Here is a 22,375-nt window from a genome sequence, read left to right as displayed (position 1 = left end):
GCTTTTTGCAGTAGTATTTGTCAAATATTATGAATTGACATAACATTAAGGGAGGGGCGGTAATGAGGTTGAATTTGGAAAAAATAAAAAGTTTTTTAGAGGAACGTGGTTGGAATGAAGTTCTATTTGCCAGAAAATTGAATTTAGATTATTCTTATGTTTATAGAGTAATGCGGGGCCAACGGGGTATTGGAAATAAATTTATAGCAGGATTGTTGAAGTTTTGTGAACAGGAAAATTTAGACTTCAGGAAATTTATTCTTTTAGATTAAGAATAGATCTTTAAGATTTTTTTAATATAATGAGTGATCAGGTTTTATTGAAATTCAAACCCCACCTTTTATAAAACCTGATCATTCTTTTTTGTTTGATTCTAATTCTGATGAACCTTCAAGAATAAATAATCTTGTTTGTGATCTAATCCTCTTTACCCAAAATATATTTGGTTAAACTGTAAAAAGCTAATTTTTCGCTTCTTGAGAATCTAAAGCTCGATTTCTGCCGAAATAAGGCTTCCTAATCAATGAGGCCTTATTTCGTCGGAAATTTCGCTAAGATGATTTGGCGAAAAATTTCTATGTCGTTCAAAATTAGCTTTTTGCAGTTTAATCATATTTTAATTCTCTCTTTGATATGATAAACTAGTAGTATGAACAAAGTTGAGATGGAGGAGTTAAAATGCCAGAATTACCGGAAGTGGAAACTATCGTCCGTTCTCTTCGCCCAATGATTACCGGCAAAAAAGTCGTTGGTGTAGATGTAAGATATGCTCCTATCATTGGCTATCCGGCTGCCGAAACTTTTGCTAATAAATTGGTTGGTAAAAAGATAGAAGAAATAAGGCGGAGAGGAAAATATATCGTAATGGAGGTTACGGGGGGAGAATTACTTATAACTCATCTCAAAATGTCAGGACGGCTGATTTATGTTCCCCAAGAAACAAAGGTAGAAAAACACACACATGTAATCATTTCATTAAATGATAATCATGAACTGCGTTTTATAGAAGTTCGTAAATTTGGTCGGATGTTTTTGATTCCGGAGAATCAGTTGGAGAAAGCAGGGGGATTTGCTACATTAGGTCCTGAACCCCTTAAGATGACTATGGATGAGTTTAAAGCCGGGCTTAAAAATAGAAAAGGAAAGATTAAATCACTCCTTTTAAATCAGGAGTTTATTGCTGGTGTGGGAAATATTTATGCTGATGAGGCCCTATTTTTAAGTAAGATTCATCCCGAACGGACTGTTGATACTTTAAGTGAAGAAGAGAAAGAACTACTCTTTTCTGCTATCCAGCAGGTATTAAATATTGGAATAGAGAATAGAGGAACTACAAAAAGAGATTATGTGGATGCTTTCGGTCAGGCTGGTAAAAATCAGAACTATTTAAAGGTCTATGGTCGGGAAGGAGAGAAGTGTTATACCTGTGGTACGGAGATTTTAAGAATTAAAGTAGGGGGACGGAGTAGTCACTATTGCCCCAATTGCCAGCCGCCAAAATGAGCACTTTAAGAAAAAGGAAGGGATAAAAGATGGCGTTATTGGAGTTACGTAATGCCTATAAGTCATTTATTAATCAGGAAATTTTAGTCGATGTGAGTTTTCAGATTCAGCCAAAAGAACGGGTTGGTTTGATTGGACCTAATGGCGCAGGAAAGAGTACCCTCTTTAAAATTCTTATGGGTATAGAAGAGTTGGATCAGGGTGAGCTGATTAAAAGTAGTAAAGCCACCATTGGCTATCTTCCGCAGGATTTTGAATGGGAGTCTGATGTTAGTCTTTTTTCTGCCATGTTGGAGGTATTTTCAGAAGTTTTTTCTATCAACGACCGGCTCAGGGAATTGGAAGTAGAGATGGGAAAAAAAGAAGTACAGGAAGATTTAAAACTCTATTCTAAGGTGATGGATGAATATTCACTCCTTATGCAGCGTTATGAGGAACTGGATGGTTACTCTGTTGAAAGCCGGGTTAAAGGTGTATTGAAAGGATTGGGGTTTGAAGAGAGAGACTATCAATTAAAGATAAGCCAGTTAAGCGGTGGACAAAAGACCAGGGCCGGATTGGCCAGGCTTCTATTGACCAGTCCGGATTTGCTATTATTAGATGAGCCTACTAACCATCTGGATTTAAGTGCCCGGGAATGGCTGGAAGGCTTTTTGAAGGATTATCCAGGAGCTATGATTATCATCTCACATGACCGGTATTTTTTGGATCAAATTGTTACCCGGATTTTGGATCTTAGAGATGGTGAACTGGAGCATTATCCGGGCAATTACAGTTTTTATTTAAAAGAGCGTAAACGCCGTCTTTTGGAATGGCAGCGAGAATATCAAAAACAGCAGGAAAAGATTGCTGCTATGGAAGAGTATATTAGGCGGAATATTGCCGGTGTTAACTCAAAGCAAGCACGGGGGCGGCGCAAACAGCTGGCCCGGATGGAACGGATCAAACGTCCACCTATGGAACCGAATATACCTAAAATTTATTTTACTTTTAATCGCCGGAGTGGAAAAGAAGTACTAAAAATTGAGAATTTAAGTAAAAGCTATTCTGGATTAACTTTGTTCAAGAATGTAAATCTAAATTTATATAGAGGTGATAAAGTCGGAATTGTTGGTCCTAATGGGACAGGTAAGACTACCTTTTTAAAAATAATTTTGGGCCAGATTGAACCTGATTCCGGCCAGGTTATCCAGGGAACAGGAGTTGAGATCTCTTACTTTTCTCAGGAACATGAAAATCTCGATTATGAGAGTACAATTATTGATTTTATCAGATACAAATATCGCCTTCCGGAAAAGGAGGCCCGAAGTCTTCTAGCAAGGTTTTTATTCACTGAGGATGATGTTTATAAAAAGATAGGTGATTTAAGTGGTGGAGAGAGGAGTCGACTGATTTTAGCTGAACTTTCTTTAAAGAAGGGGAATCTATTAATTCTCGATGAGCCTACCAATCATCTGGATATTACCTCAATGGAAGTTTTGGAGGAAGCATTGGTTAATTTTCCTGGAACCATTCTTATGGTTTCCCATGATCGTTTTTTTATGGAGCGGATTACCAACAAGATCTGGGAGTTGGAGAATGGGCGATTTAAAGAATATCTGGGTAGTTATTCAGATTATAAGTGTAAAAAAACAGAACAGATTAAAATAGTTGAAGTGAATAAAAATTCAGAAACAAAAGAGGATTATTTGAGGCGTCAGAGAAAACGGAATGAGGAACAGAGTTTAAAGCGTCGACTTAAAGAAGTGGAAAAAGAGATTTATCAATTAGAAGAGGCTAAAGAGATTTTAGCTGAAGAATTGGCTAACCCAGCTCTTTATAAACGATCGGAGGAAGAGTTTTTAAAGATAAATGAGGAATATCAACAGATTTGCAGTAAGTTAGAAAAGCTTTATGAAGAGTGGGAATCCCTTGTCTTATAATTGTCTTAAAGACAGGCACCATACTTTCTCCTTTAGAATATGATGAATTGTGAATTGATTTGAAGGGGGAGAAGGTATGGATCTGTTGTACATAGTCTTTCTTGCAATCGCAATAAGTCTTGACGGATTTTTTGTTGGAATTACATATGGGTTCCGCAAAATTAAGGTCTCTTTCATACCACTTTTGATCATCAGTGCCACATCCAGTTTGATAATCATGGTTGCTATGGTAATTGGGTGTAGTATATTGGATTTTATCTCTCCAGGGTTGGCTGAAATGATTGGAGCAGTCATTCTAATTGGTGTAGGGGTGATGGTTATTTATGAGACCTATAAATCCCTTCTGGTGCAAAAAGAAGTTAATGAGGGTTATTCGATAATGTATGTAGATGAAACAAAAGATGAGGAACCCCATCAATTGTTTACCTGGAAGATTAAACCTTTAGGAATTATTATTAATATTTTGCGTGAACCTACAGAAGCTGATTTTGATGCGTCAGGTTCTATCAGCAATTATGAAGCAATTTTTCTGGGGCTGGCCCTGGCTTTAGATGCTTTGGGTGCTGGATTTGGGGCAGCCTTAACAGGTTTTAATCCTATTTTAATACCCCTTTGTGTGGGTTTGACCAAATTTGTCTTCTTATATTCGGGAAATTTTTTTGGTGCCCGTTTTAGCAATTTATTTAATAACCGGTTAGTATATCTATCGGGGGTTATTTTAATTTTACTGGGTGTAATGAAATTGTTTTAGTTAGTCTAGGAGGTGCAACAATGTACCGTATTGGTTTAACTGGTGGAATAGCCAGCGGAAAAAGTACAGTGGCAAAATTTTTGGCTGAAATGGGGTTAGCGGTGATTAATCTTGATTTAATCAGTCGTGAAATATTGGATAAAGGAACTCCCGGTTACCGGGAGGTCTTAGCGACTTTTGGACAAACAATCCTTAACTCAGAAAAAGAAATTGATCGTAAAGCATTGGGTGAGATTGTCTTTAATGATCCAGCATTAAGAAAAAAGCTTGAATCTATTACCCATCCGCTGATTCTTGAAAAAATGGAGGAAAGAATTCAAAAATTAAAAGAAGCAGGAAAGCGGGTGGTAGTGGTTGAGGTACCACTTCTTTTTGAGGCAGGACTTGAGAATAAGTTTGACCAGATCTGGCTTGTTTATGTGGATCAAGAGACCCAGATAAAACGTTTAATGGCTAGAAATGGTCTGAATCGAGAAGAAGCTCTAATGAGGCTTAAAGCCCAGATGCCTCTGGATATAAAAAAGACTTTAGCAGATCATATTATTTACAACACAGGAGATTTAGAAGATTTAAAAGAACATTTACAACAATTATGGAGGGATATCAAGTGCAAAGAATTGCTTTAATCGCTCATGATAAGAAAAAAAGTGATATGATTAATTTTGCCAGGCGCCATAAAGAAGTTTTATCCAAATGTCAATTATGGGCTACTGGTACTACCGGACGGTTGTTGATGGAGGAAGTAGGATTAGCGATTACCCGACTTCAATCAGGGCCAATTGGTGGTGATCAGCAGATTGGTGCAATGGTTGCTACAGAACAGTTAGATGCGGTTATTTTTTTGCGTGATCCACTGACTGCTCAACCTCATGAGCCTGATGTCTCTGCTCTGCTCAGAGTATGTGATGTTCATAATGTTCCTCTAGCTACCAATCTGGCAACAGGAGAAATTATAATCCAGGCTATCAAAGCGCATTTGGAGGAATTAGAGTGATGCTGCAAAGTAAAGAAGAACTATTTCTTATCAATACTCCCTTTCTCCCATGAGTTTGGCTCTCATTTATTGAGGAAATAATTCGATCTATCAGGAATCAAATATAAAATGAAATAATATACTGATTTATAAGAGAGCTAAATAAGGGAGTGGGAGGAATGGGTAAAGGGCAGATCACCCTTCTGATTTTTATGACTTTTATAGTACTTGTGGCTATTATTATTTATTTAAATCTGGACTTAATTTGGAAAATGTTATATCCACTTAAATATGAAGACCTGGTTTTTAAATATGCCGATTTTTTCGATAATGACCCATATTTGGTAACAGCAATTATTTATAGGGAGAGTAGATTTAATCCTAAAGCTATTTCTTCTAAAGGAGCAATGGGTTTGATGCAAATTATGCCTGATACAGCCAGGTGGATTGCTAAAAACCTTCGAATTGAGAATTTTAAGTTAGAAGACCTCTACAAACCTGAAATAAATATTTACTTTGGTAATTGGTATCTTGCAAATTTATCGGAGGAATTTGAGGGTAATTTGATTTTAATATTGGCTGCATATAATGCTGGTCGCGGTAATGTAAAAAAGTGGTTAAAAAATAATGAATGGTCAGGAAAGGTTCACCAAATTGATCAGATTCCCTTTCCTGAGACAAAAAAATTTGTCAGCAGTGTTCTAAATCTTTATCAAAGATATTTACAGTTATATGAAAGGGAATAAGTCAAATAATTATTTTTTATGACAATTTGCTAAATTGTTTTGCAATTCAGAAGACATATTTGCAATTTACCCCTCATTTTTTGCTGTTTAGTTTATAATTATTTCCTTTTTATTTTATTAAGGGTATAATTAAAACAGCAAAAGTGTAGGGGTTTTCTTTTTGATTGACAAAAGATTCTGACTTATAATAAAATTGATAAAAAGGAGGGATTTTAAAAAATATATTTAACGATTTTACTGCAAAAAGCTAATTTTTCGCTTCAAAAGAAATTTTTCGAACCATCTAAAGTTCGATTTCAGCCGTAAATGAAAAATTTCTATGATGCTCAAAATTAGCTTTTTGCAGTTTAATCATTTAACTTTCTAAAATTTTTACCTGAAATCTGGTCGGACAAAGAAACTTAAAAAAAGGGGGGTTTAATTAAATTATGAATTCTGCTTTAATAATTATTTTCTCTGTCGTCTGGTTTGCTATAGCTTATAAATGGTATGGTAAAAAGCTGGAAAACAAATTGGTTCTTCCTGATGATAGCAGACCAACTCCTGCAATGGAGTTAAATGATGGAGTTGACTTTTATCCTGCCAAACCAATGATTTTATTTGGACATCATTTCTCATCTATTGCAGGTGCAGGACCAATATTGGGGCCAATCGCAGCAGTAGCAGCATTTGGATGGGGAGGATCTATTCTCTGGATTCTTTTAGGTTCTGTATTTATTGGAGCAGTTCATGATTATCTCTCTCTTATGATTTCTGTAAAGTATAAAGGAAATTCCATTCCTGAAATTGCTCAACAGGTAATCGGTCGCAGAGCAAGAAATCTGTTCTCGATTTTTGTTCTGATTACTCTTATACTCATTGTAGCTGTTTTTGGTTTTGTAGCAGCTAAAACATTAAACTCTACTCCAGAAGTTGTTATTCCAACTTTTGGGATTATACCAGTAGCCATGCTTTTTGGTTTCCTTGTATATCGGTCTAATTTTTCAACTACTCTTGGAACAATTATTGCTCTAGGTCTATTGTTCTTCTTAATCTGGTTAGGATACATGGTTCCAGTTTCCCTGCCATTCTCTGATAAGGTGAATTTTGCAATCTGGTTCATTTTACTCATGGGTTATGGATTAATTGCATCAGTTATGCCGGTCTGGTTGTTATTACAGCCCAGAGATTATATCTCTAACTGGGTTCTCATTATCGGTATGGTTGTAGGATTGATAGGAACCTTTATTACCCATCCAACAATTAATGCTCCAGTATTTGTTGGATTTAATTCAGCAAAAGGACCTATGTGGCCTATGTTGTTTATAATGGTAGCCTGTGGTGCTATTTCCGGATTCCATTCTCTGGTTGGTGGTGGAACAACCTCCAAACAGTTGGCAAAAGAATCTGACGGTCGTTTGGTGGGCTATGGAGCAATGCTGGTTGAAGGTGTTCTGGCAATTCTTGCTTTATTAACAGTTAGTGCCGGTCTCTTCTGGAAGGCGCCTGCTGGTATGGAGAATTTCTCCTTTTTTGATATACTGGCATCTGGTGGACCAATCAAAGCCTTTGGTGTAGGATATGGCCGTCTTGTTGAGCCTTTATTAGGGACATTTGGTATGATTTTTGGTATTACAATGTTAAAGACTTTTGTTATGACAACACTGGATACAACTATACGACTTGGTAGATTTATAACTTCAGAGCTTTTAGGACCAACTATTCCTATTTTGAAGAATAGATTAGCAGGTTCACTTTTCATTACTATTCCTGCTTTCTATCTGGGTTATACCGGAACTTATAATATTATCTGGCCAATGTTTGGTGCATCTAACCAGTTAGTAGCTGCTCTTGCATTGTTAGTAATTACAGCCTATCTTGTAGGTGTTAAAAGGCCGACTAAATATACTCTATATCCTGCTATATTTATGATCATTACAACTTTAGGTGCCCTGGTATATCAGGGATATAATTTCCTATTTAGTGATAAACCTAACTTTATTCTTGGCTTTACTTCGATATTGTTAATAATTCTGGCAGTTATAGTTGCTGGTGAAGCTAGAAAGATTCTGACGAAAGAAATAGATGTAGAATCCAATATTCCAGCTTAATATTAAAATCTCTTTTTGATTATTTCATCAAAGGTCGAGAAAGCCTGGTAGTAAATCAGAGCTTGCTCGACCTTTTTTCATTTTTAAGAGAAAACCTTATTGGTTAAACTGCAAAAAGCAAATTTTTCGCTTCATAAAGAAATTTTTCGAATTAGAATTAGTTCATCACATTCTGTGATGAGACTTTATTTCTCCTTAAATCTCACTAAGATGGTTTAACGAAAAATTTTAATATCGCTCAAAATTAGTTTTTTGCAGTTTAATCTTACTATAAGTTTCCTTTGACAATAAAAAAGCGATCATATATAATGAGAGTGAAATTACGGAAAATAGAAATATTGTAATTAAAATTCCAGAAAAATTATCCATATTCGTGGAGAGGAGTGGGATTTCAGTAGGGGGCGCCATGTGATTTTATATAAGATTTTTAAAAAATACGAGAAGGGAGAGAAGTAGATGAAGAAGTGGATGTCGCTGTTGGTTTTTGTATTAATTATCGGTTTAGTTCTTTCTGGTTGTGTGGGACGTAAAAAAGAGCCGGAAAAAGGAGCACCTGGCCAGGTTCAGAAACAGGATAAGTATGGTGGTACCTTTAAAGGACGTCTGGCAGCAGATCCTCCAACTTTAGATCCGGCATATATCACAGATACCACTTCCAGTCAGGTAGCTAATAACATCTTTGATGGTCTGGTCCAATATGATGAGAATTTAAATGTAGTTGGCGCCATTGCTAAAGACTGGGATATTAGTGATGATGGTTTGGTCTGGAAATTTTATTTGCGGAAAGGTGTCAAATTCCACAATGGTCGTGAAGTAAAAGCTGAAGATGTGGAATATTCATTTACACGTCTTTTGGATCCAAAAACCAAATCACCACGTGCCTGGTTATTTGACAATGTTAAAGGAGCAAAAGCATTTCAAAATGGTGAAGCTGACAGAGTGGAAGGTTTTAAAGTGATTGATGATTATACTTTCCAGATTACACTTGAAGAACCTTTTACACCATTTTTATCTGTATTGGCGATGACTAATGCGTCTATTGTACCAAAAGAGGAAGTAGAAAAGTATGGTGAAGATTTTACTTCCCATCCTGTGGGTACAGGTGCATTTAAATTTGTTGAGTGGATGCATGATGACCATGTAACCCTTGAAGCGTTTGAAGATTATTTTGAAGGACGTCCATATTTGGACAAAATCGTATTTAGAATTATACCCGAAGATTCATCAGCTTTTGCTGAGTATGAGCAGGGTAATATCTATGATCTAACTACTATACCTGATGGACAGATAGAAAGGGTTTTAAATAGTGATGAGTTTAAAGATGAATTGATCAAAAAACCCCAGCTTGGTGTTTATTATATCGGTCTGAACACTACAAAACCACCATTGAATAACAAAAAAGTTCGTCAGGCAATAAACCACGCGATAAATAAAGAATTGATCGCAGAAGTGCTTCGTCACGGTACTGTTATTCCAGCTAAAGGGATTTTACCACCAGGTATGCCAGGTTATAACAAAGATTTGAAAGCTCTGGAATATAATGTTGAAAAAGCTAAAAAACTTTTAGCTGAAGCTGGATATCCTAATGGTATTCCCGGTGAGATTGAGCTTGCTTATAATACCAGTAAGGGACATCAAATGATTGCTGAAGCGGTTCAATCTGACCTGAAGAAAATTGGTATTAATGTCAAGTTAGTGAATATGGACTGGGGTGCTTATATTACTAAAGTGGATAATGGAGATACTCAGATGTTCCGTTTAGGTTGGATTGGAGACTATCCAGATCCAGATAATTTCCTCTATGTTCTGCTTCATTCAAGTAATGCTGGCCCTGGAGGAAATGGATCATTTTACAGTAATCCTGAATTTGACCGTTTAACCGAAAAGGCTAGAGGTATGAAACCTGGGCCAGAGAGAATTAAACTCTATCAACAGGCAGAACAGATTGCTGTCAATGATGCACCCTGGGTTCCGATTTACTATTATACAAACCTGATTCTCCGCAAGCCGTTTGTACACGGTTATATGGTGACTCCATTAGGTGTTATGCCATTGAAGACAGTCTGGTTAAGTGAAAATAAGTAAATTGTTAAACTGCGAAAAGCTAGTTTTTTGCTTAAGGAGAACTTTTTCGAACATCTAAAGCTCGATTTCAGTCGAAATAAGGCCACACTAATCAAAGGGTCGTCCTGTCCCATGATTAGTCCATCACATTCTGTGATGAGGCCTTATTTCGATTTCAATTTTGCTAAGATGGTTTATCGAAAAATTTCTATGTTACTCAAAATTAGTTTTTTGCAGTATAATCATAAATTATTAAAATAAAATTTTGCGTGACTTTCGGGTTACGTAAAATTTTGTATTTATTTTAATTGAAAGGTGGGATTTGAAAAATGATGACTTATATTATTCGGCGTTCGATAATGGCTGTTCCAATCTTGATAGGTGTAGCAACGATTACCTTTCTTTTGACTTTTGTTTTTGTGCCGGGAGATCCGGTCAGAATGATTATGGGGCAAAATGCTGATGAAGAAACGGTTGCAATGATTCGACATGAGTTGGGCTTAGATCAGCCTTTAACTATTCAATATATAAAATTTATTACTCAAATCTTTAAAGGTGATTTGGGGAGGTCTTTTAAGACTAGAAGACCTGTAATTGATAGTATTACAGAAAGATTTCCTGCAACCCTCCGCCTTGGATTAAGTGCTATGGGTGTAGCTATTGTGATTGGAATTATAGCAGGAATTATCTCAGCGACAAAACCCTATTCTATTTGGGATAATCTCTTTATGGGCTTGGCTTTATTGGGGATTTCTATTCCTGTTTTCTATTTGGGTTTACTCTTAATTGTTGTTTTTGCAGTTAAATTGAATTGGTTACCGGTAGGCGGTTATGGTGGTGGTTCTATTAGGTATTTAATTTTACCAGCAATTTCACTGGGTACAATGCAGGCTGCCCGGATTGCTAGAATGACCCGTTCCAGTTTGATGGAAGTTGTCAGGATGGATTATATCCGTACTGCCCGTGCTAAGGGTTTGAGTGAACGTGTGGTTATCTTTAAACACGCTTTAAGAAATGCTCTAATTCCAGTTATTACTGTTATCGGTACTCAATTAGGCTATCTTTTGGGTGGTACGGTATTGACAGAAACTACCTTCTCCTGGCCTGGAATAGGTCGTCTAGCAGTTGATGCAGTACAATACAGAGATTTTCCTATGATTCAGGGAACAGTATTATTTTTAGCTGTAATCTTTATCGTCATTAATCTGCTTGTTGACTTATCCTATGGATGGCTAGATCCACGGATTCGATATGAGTAGAGGGAGGAGGAGAACCATGAGTCAAAATACTATACAAGGCAATGAAGTCTGGAAACGTTTACGCAAAAATAAAATGGCTATTTTGGGACTTTTTATTACGGTAGGTTTAATCATTGTGGCACTGTTAGCACCAATTATTGCACCATATGACCCATATGAAGTGGATTTGAGTAGAGCTTTAAAAGCTCCCATGGAAGATGGTCATATTTTAGGAACAGACCAATTGGGCCGTGATCAATTCAGTCGTCTTCTCTATGGAGCCCGGATCTCTTTACGGGTAGGAATAATCACTCAGGCTATTTCTTTAGTAATTGGGATTATTATGGGGGCTTTAGCTGGTTATTACGGTGGCAGAGTAGATGATGTGATTTCTTATCTGATAAATATCTTTTTTGCTTTCCCATCTTTACTTTTTGCCATTGCTATTATGGCTACTTTAGGGCCCGGTTTAAATAATGTTTTTATTGCTCTAGGTGCGGTTAGTTGGCCTGGATTGGCCAGAATTGTTCGAGGACAGGTACTCCAGTTAAAAGAACAGGAATATATTGAAGCTATTCGCGCATTAGGCGGCAATGATTTAAGAATTATATTAAAGCATATTATTCCTAATTGTCTTGCTCCTGTAATTGTAACAGCAACTTTGGGAGTGGCAGGTGCCATTCTCTCTGAGGCGGGTTTGAGTTTCTTAGGTCTGGGTGCACAACCTCCCGAACCTAGTTGGGGACTAATGTTAGCTATGGGACGGACCTATGTGACCAGCAAAACATGGTTGACAATTTATCCCGGTTTAGCTATTATGATAACTATTTTGGGTCTTAATCTTTTGGGAGATGGGTTACGTGATGCTTTAGACCCAAGGTTGAAGCAGTAGGAAAGGAGGAAGCAGTATGAGACAGCCAATTCTTGAAGTAAAAGATTTAAAAACTTATTTCTTTGTTGATGATGGAGTAGTTAAAGCAGTAGATGGAGTAAATTTTGAGATTTATGAAGGTGAAACCCTGGGTATTGTAGGTGAATCAGGATGTGGAAAGAGTGTAACCTCCATATCCATTATGCGTCTGGTACCCAATCCTCCCGGAAAAATTGTTGGCGGTCAGATTCTCTTTAAAGGAAAAGATCTGGTGCAAAAATCTGAAGAAGAGATGCGTAAAATTCGAGGTAATGAGATCAGTATGATTTTCCAGGAACCCATGACTTCTTTAAATCCTGTTTATACTGTAGGTGATCAAATAGCTGAAGCAGTGATACTACACCAGAAAGTTTCAAAAAAAGAAGCGATGGAACGGGCAGTGGAAATGCTTAGAAAGGTAGGTATTCCAGCGCCGGAAAAGCGGGTTTATGAATACCCACACCAACTTTCGGGTGGAATGAGACAGAGAGTAATGATTGCTATGGCACTTTCCTGTAATCCGTCTCTGCTTATTGCAGATGAGCCAACCACTGCTCTGGATGTAACTATTCAGGCCCAGATTCTGGAACTAATGAAACAGTTACGCGATGAATTTAATACAGCAATTATGCTTATTACGCATGATCTGGGTGTAGTTGCTGAGGTTTGTGATCGGGTAGCTGTAATGTATTCAGGTAAAGTTGTAGAATACACTGATGTTAAGCGTATCTTTCTTTCACCTAGACATCCTTATACTATTGGACTTTTAAATTCGATACCCAAATTAAATGGTGGGAAGAAGCGTCTAGAACCGATAAAAGGAGTTGTACCAAATCCATTAAATCTTCCAAAAGGCTGCAAATTTAATAATCGCTGTCCTTATGCTAAAGATCTATGCTTTGAAAAAGAGCCGGAAATTAAAGAAATTGATACAGGACATTTTGTCAGATGCTGGTTTTATGATCAAATAGGGGGCCTGGGAGGTGAAGCTGATGAAAAAATTACTTGAAGTAAAAAATCTAAAGAAGCATTTCCCGATTAAGGGTGGTATTTTTGGTAAACAGGTGGGTTCTGTTAAAGCGGTAGATGGTGTAAGTTTTTATATTAAAGATGGGGAGACTCTGGGAATGGTTGGTGAATCCGGATGTGGTAAATCTACTACTGGTCGTCTGATCCTACGGTTAATTGAACCTACTGAAGGAGAAGTAATATTTGAGGGAAAAAATATTTTAACTTTTAATAAAAAGCAGATGCGTGAAATGCGCAGAAAAATGCAGATTATTTTTCAAGACCCATATGCTTCTTTGAATCCGCGGATGACGGTAGGTAATATTATAGGTGAAGCCATTGAGATTCACAAGTTAGCTAAAACAAAGCAAGAAAAAGAAGAACGGGTTCAACAACTTTTAGAACAGGTTGGTTTGACCAGAGCTCATGCTAACCGTTATCCGCACGAATTTAGTGGTGGACAAAGGCAGCGGATTGGTATTGCCCGGGCCTTAGCAGTAAATCCAAAACTGATCATTTGTGATGAGCCTGTATCTGCGCTGGATGTATCAATTCAGGCCCAGGTGATTAACTTAATGCAGGATCTGCAACAAAAATTGGGCCTAACTTACCTTTTTATTGCCCACGATTTGAGTGTTGTTAAACACATCAGTGATCGAGTTGCAGTTATGTATCTGGGTAAAATAGTAGAACTGGCAGAGACGAACGAGCTTTATGATAATCCGAAACATCCCTACACCCAGGCCCTTTTATCTGCTATTCCTATCCCGGATCCAACTATTAAGCGAGAAAGAATTCTTTTAGAGGGAGATGTACCAAGTCCAATTAACCCACCTGGTGGATGTCGGTTTCATACCAGATGCCCCTATGCAAAAGATATATGCAAAGAAGAAGAACCAGTATTTAAAGATAAGGGAAATCAACACTTTGTTGCATGTCATTTGGTTTGAGAAATTCAAGGTCCAACAGTTAAGTTGGGCCTTTTTTTATATTATATGATTACACTGTAAAAAGCTAATTTTGAGTGTTATAGAAATTTTTCGTTTAACCATTTTAGTGAGATTGAAAAGAATAGCCTCATATGAGGATGTGATGGTCATAAGGACCTATTGATTAGTGTGCCTTATTTTGATTGAAATCGAATATTAGTTGGTTCAAAAAATTTCTATCTGAAGCAAAAAAAATAGCTTTTTGTAATAAAATCTTTATATGTAAACTATACCTTCCATTTTATGAAAAAGAATTTATCATTGAAATATATTGACTTTTCTCTAAAAAGGGCATATAATACAATTAATAAAGTTTAGTTAAATATTAATTATATTAACGTAAGAATTAATAAAATAAATTTATAGGAAGGGTGTGAATATGAAAAAAAAGGAAGGTGCATTTTATAATTTTATGCGAATAGTAAAAATTTTTCCACAAAGTTGGCTCTTGTACATTACTATTATTGTTGTAATCATTTTATCTGGAATAACAATTTTTTATTCTTATTTGATGAAGGGATTAATTGATGCAGCTTTATCTAAAAATTTAAGTGTTTTTTTTCGCTTTCTGTATTGGGTAATTGGGTCTATCATATGTGAATTAATTTTAACTTATCTGAAAATAAAATTGAGTGGCAAATATGCAGAACTGGGTGTTGCTAGATTACGAAAGCTTATTGCTGAACATTTAAGTTTATTACCACTTTCAAAATTGGAAAACAATCATTCAGGTGATTATATTTCCAGATTAACTAATGATGTTAATCGAATTCAGACATTTGCTTCTGAGACGATTATCGAGATTATTTATAGACCTTTGGCAGCTTTGGGAGCTTTTTGTTATCTTACTTTTTTAAGTTGGAAGCTCACTCTTTTAACAACTTTACTTGTTCCGATTTTGTTTTTAGGTGCTGTTATTTTAAGCAATCCAATGACTAAATATAGTAAACAATTGCAAGAGCGTCTTGGTGTAGTTAATTCTATAGTACAGGAAACAATTTTTGGAATAGAAATATCAAAAGCATTTAATTTAAAGGAAAGATTAGAAAGAAAATATAATAGTGCAGTTGATAATACAGTAAAAAGTGCTAAAGCTTTAGCAAAAAGAAATGCTTTGCTGAATAGTTTTTCTCATTTAATTAGTCTTGTCCCTTTTTTAATCTGTTTCTGCATTGGTGGTTATTGGGTAGTAAGGGGCGAAATGACTCCTGGTAGTTTAATTGCATTTATTAATCTCTTGAATCATTTAACATTTCCTATAAGTGTTTTGCCCACATTGTTAGGACAGGTGAAAACTGATATGGTAGCTGCGGGAAGGCTTTTTGAGATTTTGGATATAAAGGTTGAAAGAGAAGGAGGCCAGGTATTTAGGGCTGATGGTAAAGATGTTGTTGTTCAATTTAATAATGTTAGTTTTGCTTATGAGGGACAGGGTGAAAAGGTTTTAAATAATTTAAGTTTTAAAATTAACCGTGGAGAGGTTGTTGCTTTAGTTGGCCCGAGTGGTAGTGGCAAGAGTACAATTGTTAAACTTTTATTAGGATATTATGAAGATTTTACTGGAGAGATAAAAGTATTTGAAGAATCACTGCATGAATGGAATTTAACAGCACTTCGTGAACAAATATCCTTTGTTTCACAGGATACATACCTTTTTCCGGAAAGTATAAGAGAAAATATCAATTATGGTAAACTTAAAGCAACCTTTGAGGAAATTGTTTCTGCTGCTAAAGTAGCTAATGCTCATGAATTTATTATGAATTTACGAGATGGTTATGATACAAAAGTGGGGGAACTGGGTGGTAAACTATCTGGTGGTCAAAAACAAAGAATTTCCATTGCCAGGGCAGTTCTTAAAAATGCTCCCTTACTTTTACTTGATGAACCAACTTCCGCTCTGGATACAGATTCTGAAGCATTGGTACAAGAAGCATTAGACCGATTTATGAAAGAGCGGACTGTACTTATTATTGCCCATCGACTTTCTACTATAAAAAATGCGGATCGAATTCTGGTTATTGATCAAGGTAGAATTGTTGAAGAAGGAACACATGATCAACTTTTAAAAAAAGGTGGGTTATATAGTCAATTGTATTATCGGCAGATGGCAAATGAAGAAATTATAGAAAGGAAGGAGGTTATGTAATGAGAAAAGATAGTTTTTTAAGACTTTTTGGATTTATGAAAAAGTTATTGCCAATATATATTATTAGTTTATTAATATTATCTTTATTAAGTTTGGGGTCACAGATTTTATTGGCTAACTTATTTAAAGATATGTTTGATGCTATTGCTCTAAAAAACTTTACTTTAATGTTAAATGTTGTTAAATATTTTGGTCTTATTATTTTAGTAGTTTTTGCAATATTTCCTTTATTTTATTACATATTGGATTCAACAGTGGCTACAACCACCGGCAATATTAGAAAGGCAGTTTTTCAGCATTTACAGAGTTTGGCTGTAGAATATTTTAAAAAGGGCCATAGTGGGAATTTAATATCCAGATTGACCAATGATATTGCTGAAACAGAAAAAGCTTATTCAAAAATTTTTATGGATTTTGTTATTCAAATTGTTACTGGTATAGGTACAGCATTTTATATGTTTGTTCTTGAATGGAGGCTTGCGATTATTTCCATTATGTCTGGATTTTTAACTTTGATTGTTAATATTTGGTTTGCAAGATCATTAAAAAGAATAAGTGATAAAGTTCAACAGTGTTTAAGCAATTTGACAGAAAAGCTTTCAGATTTATTAAATGGTATCCATGTCATACGAAATTTTAATTTACATAAAATTATTTTGACTAAGTATAATAGTGCAACTGAATCAGTTTATGAAGCTTCATATGAAAGGGTTAATAAAAAAGCTATACTTTCTGTCTTAAACAGTATTGTTGGAATTATTAGTTTTATTGGTCTTGTTACTATGGGTTCTTATCTATCAATAAAAGGCTATATATCTATAGGAATTGTTGTGGCAGTAGTACAATTACAGAATGGAATAAATCAACTGGTCAAATTTTTAGGAAGTTTTAATTCTCAATTACAAAGTTCTTTAGCCGCAGCAGAAAGACTATTTGAGATTTTAGATACAGAAGCAGAACCAATAAATTATTCTTTTAGAATTTTTAAAAATGAGAGTGATTATATCATTTCTTTTAATAATGTCACTTTTGGTTATGATCAGAATATAAAGGTTTTGGATCATTTAAATTTTTCTGTTCCTGAAGGTAAAATTATAGCTTTAGTTGGACCAAGTGGTGGAGGAAAAAGTACTGTATTTAAATTAATATTGGGTTTTTATCAACCACAAAAGGGTGATATTATCCTTGCAGGTAAATTCATTGAAAAATTAACACTGGATGAAATCAGGTCAAAAATAGCTTATGTACCTCAGGATGCATATCTTTTTTCAGGTACCATATCTGAAAATATTGGTTATGGTAAAAATGGAGCAACAATGGAAGAAATTATTGAAGCTGCTAAAATAGCCAATGCCCATGATTTTATCACCAGGTTGGAGAAGGGTTATGATACATTGGTTGGAGAGAGAGGAACATATCTTTCAGGTGGACAGAGGCAGAGAATTGCTATTGCCCGTGCAGTTTTAAAAAATGCTCCAATACTTCTATTAGATGAAGCTACATCAGCTCTTGATACGGAATCTGAGTATCTCGTTCAGGAAGCATTGAGCAGGTTGATGATAGGCCGGACAACTTTAGTTATTGCCCATAGATTATCTACAGTTCAAAATGCAGATAAAATTCTGGTTCTTAAAGATGGAAAGATTGTAGAAGAAGGTACTCATGAAGAGTTATTACAAGTAAATGGTGGTGTATATCGGAAATTATATTATCAGCAATTTATTGCTGTGGATAATTCAGATACAGTTGCAGTTAATTAAGTATGTGATTAAACTGCAAAAAGCTAATTTTGAGTGCTATTGAAATTTTTCGTTAAACTCTCTTAGTAGATTGAAGGAGAAATAAGGCCTCGTTACAGGGTGTGATGAGTTAATCAAAGGTCATAAGAACCCATTGATGATTAGTGTGCTTTATTTCTACTAAAATCGAACTTTTAGATGGTTCGAAAAATTTCTTTATGAAGCGAAAAATTAGATTTTTGCAGTAAAATCAGTATATTGTTTTTAAATTCAGGTGTCTGGTGGCACCTTTTTTTAAGCTATTTTAACCTTGTTTTAATACCTAGGAATTACAAAAAAATTTGTAACCAGTATTGACAAAAAATATCAATTGAGGTATAATAATGATATAATAAGCATATATAGATAAATTTATAGAAAGGAGGGGAATTAGATGAAAAAATTTGACATTCTTGAGGAGCCTGTATTAGAGAACATGGAATTTGAGGCTGATATAAAGATTGCAGATGGTGGGGTTATTTGCTAAAGTTACTTAAAAAAATTCAAAACCTAAAAAGTGTTGGATTTATTCCAACACTTTTTAGGTTTATCTGGTATGTTTGCTAAACCAATGGGTTGAAAGAAGTCTTGTTACCTAATTAGCGAAGTGGCAACCCGTATGCAAGAAGGTCACTGGTAACGGTGAGATCTGAAGGAAGCTTAAGAGAATGAGAGGGATAAGCCGAAGCTGATCACTTCGTTGTTATCTTATTTGATTTACTTTCTTTTGTTTACGAAATTATTCTTTAGCTGAAAGAAGGGAATTATATGCATAGTTTAACATTGATAATTACAGAAAAATGTAATTCACAATGTAAATATTGTTATGAGTCTAATAAACGTGCCCAGGGATTAAAAAGAGATATGGTATTAGATGATTTTATAACAGGATTTAGTAAGATACTGAAGTATGTAGGTGTAATTGGAACCATTCAATTTTTCGGTGGAGAAGCTACATTAAAAGTAGATTTAATAAAACAAATTGATGAATATTTAGATAAGGTAGTAGAAGCAAAAATATATAAAAAGAAACCTACATATGCTTTTTCTATAAATTTGCTTGAACTACCTGATTCATTTAAGAAATTACTTAAAAAACTTCAAGAGGGGGGACATGATTTTTATATTAGCACCAGTATTGATGGAGATCAAAAAATTCATGATGCAAATCGATTGGCGAAAGGAATTGATTCACCTTACTTAAGAATTGTAAAGAATTATAAAACTTTAAAAAGTATGGGTATAGATTTAAAAGCTATTACCTGTGTATTTAATCAAGTTCATTTAGAAAGAAATATATCGATTTTGGATAATATTTTGCATTTATCTAAGGAATTTCAACCTGAGCGGATTACTGTGCTTAGTGCTCAAAAAAGTCCAGGACTTGAGGTTGAATTATCTTATTTTTATCAATTATATCTTGATGCTGTCCATTCTGCATTTAATAAAATTATTTGTAAAAAGCCAGATTATAAATTTGTAGGACCTTTTCTTAAAGGAATTGTTTTTAAATGGATTTATTTAGAAGATAAGGATGTGGCTTTTTATGCTTGTCCAACAAAAATAAGGGATTTTACAATTTTTCCACAGGGTGGTTTATCCAATTGCCCGGATGAATTTTATCAGGGCTTTGATTATAAAATAAATGTTTATGATGAAAATTTTCAAGATGAAATACATAATTTCATTGATATGAACAAGCATAATTTATATAAAGATCATTTGAGGATCCAATGCAAAGAATGTAAAATAAAAAAACTTTGCACCTATTGCCCACATTATTCTGAGTTATATGAAACTTTTTGTAAATTTAACATCAGCTTGGTTCATAATGTTTTTGAAAAGATAAATATTTTAATTGAAAATGGAGAATATGAATTTTTTGCTGACTTATTAGGATTAAAAGATTATGAAAAGAGAAAATTAATTGAAATCTTTAATAAATATAAAAAGGATGTTATTTAATAATGGAGGTTTTTTTAAAAAAACCATAAGATGGGGGGCACAATATTTGTGATATTAGTTTGGGATATAACGAATAAATGTAATTTAAGCTGTATACATTGTTATAATTCTGATTATATAGAGATGAAGGAAAAAGAAGAAAAATTTGATACTCCCTATATAGTTAACCAGTTAAAAATTTTGGGTATTAAAATTGTAAATATTTTAGGTGGTGAACCTTTGCTCAGATCTGACATTGTAGAGGTGGTTAAATGTCTAAGTGAAAATAATCTTCAGGTTTTTTTGACTACAAATGCAACACTTTTGAATGAGCAGTTATCATATGACCTTATTAATGCAGGATTAAATCGGATTAGTTTTAGTTTGGAGAGTGCATACCCTGTAGTTTATGAAAAAATTCGCGGGGAAAATAATTATCGTAGGGCTTTAAAAGGAATTAAAACTTTTGTTAAAGTAGCTAATGATTTGCAATCAACGATTATTAAGGGGTTAGCGGTAACAATATTTCCATTAAATATTAAAGAAAAAGAAGATGTTAAAAAAATTCTGGATTTAGCTCAAGATTTAAATTTGGAGCGGGTGGGATTTAATTGGATTGTTCCAGTAAATAAGGGTGATTCTTTTCGACGGAAATTGACTCCTGAAAAAAAAATAGATATAGCAGAATGGATTGCACAATTAAGTTTAGATTACCCAGATTTAGAAATAAACTTAGCAGATAAAAAAATTATACTCGATTATGTTAATACAAAATATAATGCGAATCTTGTAGGGGAAAAATTGTCCTGCCCTGCGGGAAGTCAGCTTTTTTATTTAAATCATAAACTTCAATTACATCCCTGTAACATGGTAAATGAAGATGTGATGTTAGAAGAGGGTTTGAAAGTTTTATTTCATTTTACAGAGAATGAGGCACACATTTCAAATGCTGCTAATATAAAAGAAACCAATTATTTTAAACGTTTTCTGAGTTATAAATATCATTATTTTAAAAATGCATTACCTATTTGCAAAAACTGTGAATATTATAAAATGTGTGTGAGAATTTGTCCTCTTCATTTTGCCTCCAGGTCATTAGAAGAGAATAAAGAATTATATATAGCCGATTGTATAGAGGTTAGAAAACGACTTAAAAAGGAAGGAAAAAGCATATGTGTGATGGATTAAAATATTTGAGAGGTTATATAAATGAGTTTTTTAGGTTGCGGGCACTTGCTATTAGTAAAAAATTGATTGTTCAGTTTCATTTAACTTCTAAGTGTAGTATGAAATGTAAACACTGTTATATTTATATGAATAGTGAGCGGTATCAAGATGAACTGGCTAATGAATTAAGTTTTTCATGGGTGTGTAGGGTAATTGATAGTATTTATAATACTGCTATAAAACTTCAGTTAGATCCTGTTATTGAATTTACTGGTGGTGATCCATTTTTAAGAGATGATTTTACTCAGATTATTGATTATGTAAAAAATAAGGGAATAAAGTTTGGCATTAAAGGAAATCCTGTATTTCTCACAGATGAACTAATTAAAAATTTAAAAGAAAACGGTCTAATTAGATATCAGTTAAGTTTAGATGGTATAGAATCAACCCATGATTTTATAAGATCAAAAGGGTCTTTTCAAAAAACAATAAAAGGAATTCAATTATTAAACCAGAATGATATTCCTGTTTTTATAAAATATACAGTATCAAAGCTGAATCAAAATGATTTGAAACCATTAATATATTTTTTAGACGAAAATAATTTGAAAATTTCTGCTTTTTCTGTGGCACGTTATGCTGATAAGGATAATATTGATGAAATGATATATAAGCCGGATGAAATGAAAGAATTATTTGAGCTTTTATTGGATGTGTATATTAAAATATTCTCAAATAAAACGAAAAATATTCATTTTTTATTTAAAGAACATCTCTGGTATCCTTTTTTGCATCAAAAAGGGTATATAGACAATCGATTACTTCAGAAAATGGTATCTATTGAAAATTGTTATAATTGTACAATGACAAAGAATATATTTGTTATTACCCCTACCGGAGATATTTATAAATGTCGGAAAGTAGATGCTTCTTTTTTAGGAAATGTGAAAGAAAGTTCTTTTCAGGACTTGGTTTATGGTGTGAAACATAAACAGTTACTTGATACATTACAAAATTCTGAATGTCGTCATTGTTTTTATTATAATGTATGTCTTGGATGTCCGGCGATTACAGAAGCTGTACGGAAAAATATAGTAGAAAGAGATCCAGGTTGCTTTTTATATAAATCAAATATTTGAATGGAGG

The 22,375-nt window shown here is 34.3% G+C and carries 18 protein-coding genes; all 18 read left to right on the top strand.

Annotated features, from left to right (window positions below; genetic code table 11):
- Positions 1 to 62: 62 nt before the first annotated feature.
- On the top strand, positions 63 to 272 hold the full coding sequence (locus BBF96_RS10305; RefSeq protein WP_127017070.1) for a helix-turn-helix domain-containing protein: 210 nt from the start codon (positions 63 to 65) through the stop codon (positions 270 to 272).
- A gap of 406 nt (positions 273 to 678) precedes the next feature.
- The gene (gene mutM, locus BBF96_RS10300) at positions 679 to 1,503 is read left to right on the top strand and encodes a bifunctional DNA-formamidopyrimidine glycosylase/DNA-(apurinic or apyrimidinic site) lyase (RefSeq protein WP_127017069.1); all 825 of its coding nucleotides are present in this window, start codon (positions 679 to 681) and stop codon (positions 1,501 to 1,503) included.
- A 29-nt stretch (positions 1,504 to 1,532) separates the two neighbouring features.
- Positions 1,533 to 3,425, top strand: a complete 1,893-nt coding sequence (locus tag BBF96_RS10295; protein ID WP_127017068.1) for an ABC-F family ATP-binding cassette domain-containing protein — start codon at positions 1,533 to 1,535, stop codon at positions 3,423 to 3,425.
- Between the two features lie 76 nt (positions 3,426 to 3,501).
- A complete protein-coding gene (gene ytaF, locus BBF96_RS10290; protein ID WP_127017067.1) occupies positions 3,502 to 4,176 on the top strand; it encodes a sporulation membrane protein YtaF in 675 nt (224 codons plus the stop codon).
- A 20-nt stretch (positions 4,177 to 4,196) separates the two neighbouring features.
- Positions 4,197 to 4,802: a dephospho-CoA kinase gene (gene coaE / locus BBF96_RS10285; protein WP_127017066.1), complete on the top strand. Its 606-nt coding sequence runs from the start codon at positions 4,197 to 4,199 to the stop codon at positions 4,800 to 4,802.
- A complete protein-coding gene (gene mgsA, locus BBF96_RS10280; protein WP_236777808.1) occupies positions 4,784 to 5,170 on the top strand; it encodes a methylglyoxal synthase in 387 nt (128 codons plus the stop codon). Before coaE ends, mgsA begins: the two co-directional genes overlap by 19 nt.
- 158 nt (positions 5,171 to 5,328) lie before the next feature.
- Positions 5,329 to 5,895 carry a lytic transglycosylase domain-containing protein gene (locus BBF96_RS10275; protein ID WP_127017064.1) on the top strand — a complete coding sequence of 189 codons (567 nt, stop codon included), beginning with the start codon at positions 5,329 to 5,331 and terminating at the stop codon, positions 5,893 to 5,895.
- A 428-nt stretch (positions 5,896 to 6,323) separates the two neighbouring features.
- A complete protein-coding gene (locus tag BBF96_RS10270; RefSeq protein ID WP_127017063.1) occupies positions 6,324 to 7,985 on the top strand; it encodes a carbon starvation CstA family protein in 1,662 nt (553 codons plus the stop codon).
- Positions 7,986 to 8,441: 456 nt separating this feature from the next.
- Positions 8,442 to 10,070 (top strand): ABC transporter substrate-binding protein, encoded by a 1,629-nt coding sequence (locus BBF96_RS10265; protein WP_127017062.1) that lies wholly within the window; start codon positions 8,442 to 8,444, stop codon positions 10,068 to 10,070.
- A gap of 308 nt (positions 10,071 to 10,378) precedes the next feature.
- Positions 10,379 to 11,308: an ABC transporter permease gene (locus tag BBF96_RS10260; protein WP_127017061.1), complete on the top strand. Its 930-nt coding sequence runs from the start codon at positions 10,379 to 10,381 to the stop codon at positions 11,306 to 11,308.
- Positions 11,309 to 11,324: 16 nt separating this feature from the next.
- Positions 11,325 to 12,179, top strand: a complete 855-nt coding sequence (locus BBF96_RS10255) for an ABC transporter permease (protein ID WP_236777807.1) — start codon at positions 11,325 to 11,327, stop codon at positions 12,177 to 12,179.
- Positions 12,180 to 12,195: 16 nt separating this feature from the next.
- A complete protein-coding gene (locus tag BBF96_RS10250) occupies positions 12,196 to 13,206 on the top strand; it encodes an ABC transporter ATP-binding protein (RefSeq protein ID WP_127017059.1) in 1,011 nt (336 codons plus the stop codon).
- Positions 13,190 to 14,155, top strand: coding sequence for an ABC transporter ATP-binding protein (locus BBF96_RS10245; protein WP_236777806.1), 966 nt, complete (start codon positions 13,190 to 13,192; stop codon positions 14,153 to 14,155). Before BBF96_RS10250 ends, BBF96_RS10245 begins: the two co-directional genes overlap by 17 nt.
- A 418-nt stretch (positions 14,156 to 14,573) precedes the next feature.
- Positions 14,574 to 16,340: an ABC transporter ATP-binding protein gene (locus tag BBF96_RS10240; RefSeq protein ID WP_127017058.1), complete on the top strand. Its 1,767-nt coding sequence runs from the start codon at positions 14,574 to 14,576 to the stop codon at positions 16,338 to 16,340.
- Positions 16,340 to 18,100, top strand: coding sequence for an ABC transporter ATP-binding protein (locus BBF96_RS10235; protein WP_127017057.1), 1,761 nt, complete (start codon positions 16,340 to 16,342; stop codon positions 18,098 to 18,100). Before BBF96_RS10240 ends, BBF96_RS10235 begins: the two co-directional genes overlap by 1 nt.
- Positions 18,101 to 18,886: 786 nt before the next feature.
- Positions 18,887 to 20,083 carry a radical SAM protein gene (locus BBF96_RS10230; RefSeq protein WP_127017056.1) on the top strand — a complete coding sequence of 399 codons (1,197 nt, stop codon included), beginning with the start codon at positions 18,887 to 18,889 and terminating at the stop codon, positions 20,081 to 20,083.
- 48 nt (positions 20,084 to 20,131) lie between these two features.
- Positions 20,132 to 21,250 carry a radical SAM protein gene (locus BBF96_RS10225; RefSeq protein ID WP_164731006.1) on the top strand — a complete coding sequence of 373 codons (1,119 nt, stop codon included), beginning with the start codon at positions 20,132 to 20,134 and terminating at the stop codon, positions 21,248 to 21,250.
- The gene (locus BBF96_RS10220; protein WP_127017054.1) at positions 21,235 to 22,368 is read left to right on the top strand and encodes a radical SAM/SPASM domain-containing protein; all 1,134 of its coding nucleotides are present in this window, start codon (positions 21,235 to 21,237) and stop codon (positions 22,366 to 22,368) included. Before BBF96_RS10225 ends, BBF96_RS10220 begins: the two co-directional genes overlap by 16 nt.
- The last annotated feature ends 7 nt before the right edge of the window (positions 22,369 to 22,375 follow it).

This window comes from Anoxybacter fermentans, assembly GCF_003991135.1.
Classification (GTDB): domain Bacteria; phylum Bacillota; class Halanaerobiia; order DY22613; family DY22613; genus Anoxybacter; species Anoxybacter fermentans.
The sequence above is the reverse complement of the archived record's forward strand: the minus strand, read 5'-3'. Positions and strand labels throughout refer to the sequence as shown.

Excerpts from the sequence above, each read along its gene's own strand:
- BBF96_RS10240 (WP_127017058.1), top strand. The coding sequence starts at position 14,574 with ATGAAAAAAAAGGAAGGTGCATTTTATAATTTTATGCGAATAGTAAAA.
- ytaF (WP_127017067.1), top strand. The coding sequence starts at position 3,502 with ATGGATCTGTTGTACATAGTCTTTCTTGCAATCGCAATAAGTCTTGAC.
- mutM (WP_127017069.1), top strand. The coding sequence starts at position 679 with ATGCCAGAATTACCGGAAGTGGAAACTATCGTCCGTTCTCTTCGCCCA.
- BBF96_RS10305 (WP_127017070.1), top strand. The coding sequence starts at position 63 with ATGAGGTTGAATTTGGAAAAAATAAAAAGTTTTTTAGAGGAACGTGGT.
- BBF96_RS10235 (WP_127017057.1), top strand. The coding sequence starts at position 16,340 with ATGAGAAAAGATAGTTTTTTAAGACTTTTTGGATTTATGAAAAAGTTA.
- BBF96_RS10275 (WP_127017064.1), top strand. The coding sequence starts at position 5,329 with ATGGGTAAAGGGCAGATCACCCTTCTGATTTTTATGACTTTTATAGTA.
- BBF96_RS10270 (WP_127017063.1), top strand. The coding sequence starts at position 6,324 with ATGAATTCTGCTTTAATAATTATTTTCTCTGTCGTCTGGTTTGCTATA.
- BBF96_RS10220 (WP_127017054.1), top strand. The coding sequence starts at position 21,235 with ATGTGTGATGGATTAAAATATTTGAGAGGTTATATAAATGAGTTTTTT.
- BBF96_RS10260 (WP_127017061.1), top strand. The coding sequence starts at position 10,379 with ATGATGACTTATATTATTCGGCGTTCGATAATGGCTGTTCCAATCTTG.
- BBF96_RS10255 (WP_236777807.1), top strand. The coding sequence starts at position 11,325 with ATGAGTCAAAATACTATACAAGGCAATGAAGTCTGGAAACGTTTACGC.
- BBF96_RS10250 (WP_127017059.1), top strand. The coding sequence starts at position 12,196 with ATGAGACAGCCAATTCTTGAAGTAAAAGATTTAAAAACTTATTTCTTT.
- BBF96_RS10265 (WP_127017062.1), top strand. The coding sequence starts at position 8,442 with ATGAAGAAGTGGATGTCGCTGTTGGTTTTTGTATTAATTATCGGTTTA.
- BBF96_RS10245 (WP_236777806.1), top strand. The coding sequence starts at position 13,190 with ATGAAAAAATTACTTGAAGTAAAAAATCTAAAGAAGCATTTCCCGATT.
- BBF96_RS10295 (WP_127017068.1), top strand. The coding sequence starts at position 1,533 with ATGGCGTTATTGGAGTTACGTAATGCCTATAAGTCATTTATTAATCAG.
- coaE (WP_127017066.1), top strand. The coding sequence starts at position 4,197 with ATGTACCGTATTGGTTTAACTGGTGGAATAGCCAGCGGAAAAAGTACA.
- BBF96_RS10230 (WP_127017056.1), top strand. The coding sequence starts at position 18,887 with ATGCATAGTTTAACATTGATAATTACAGAAAAATGTAATTCACAATGT.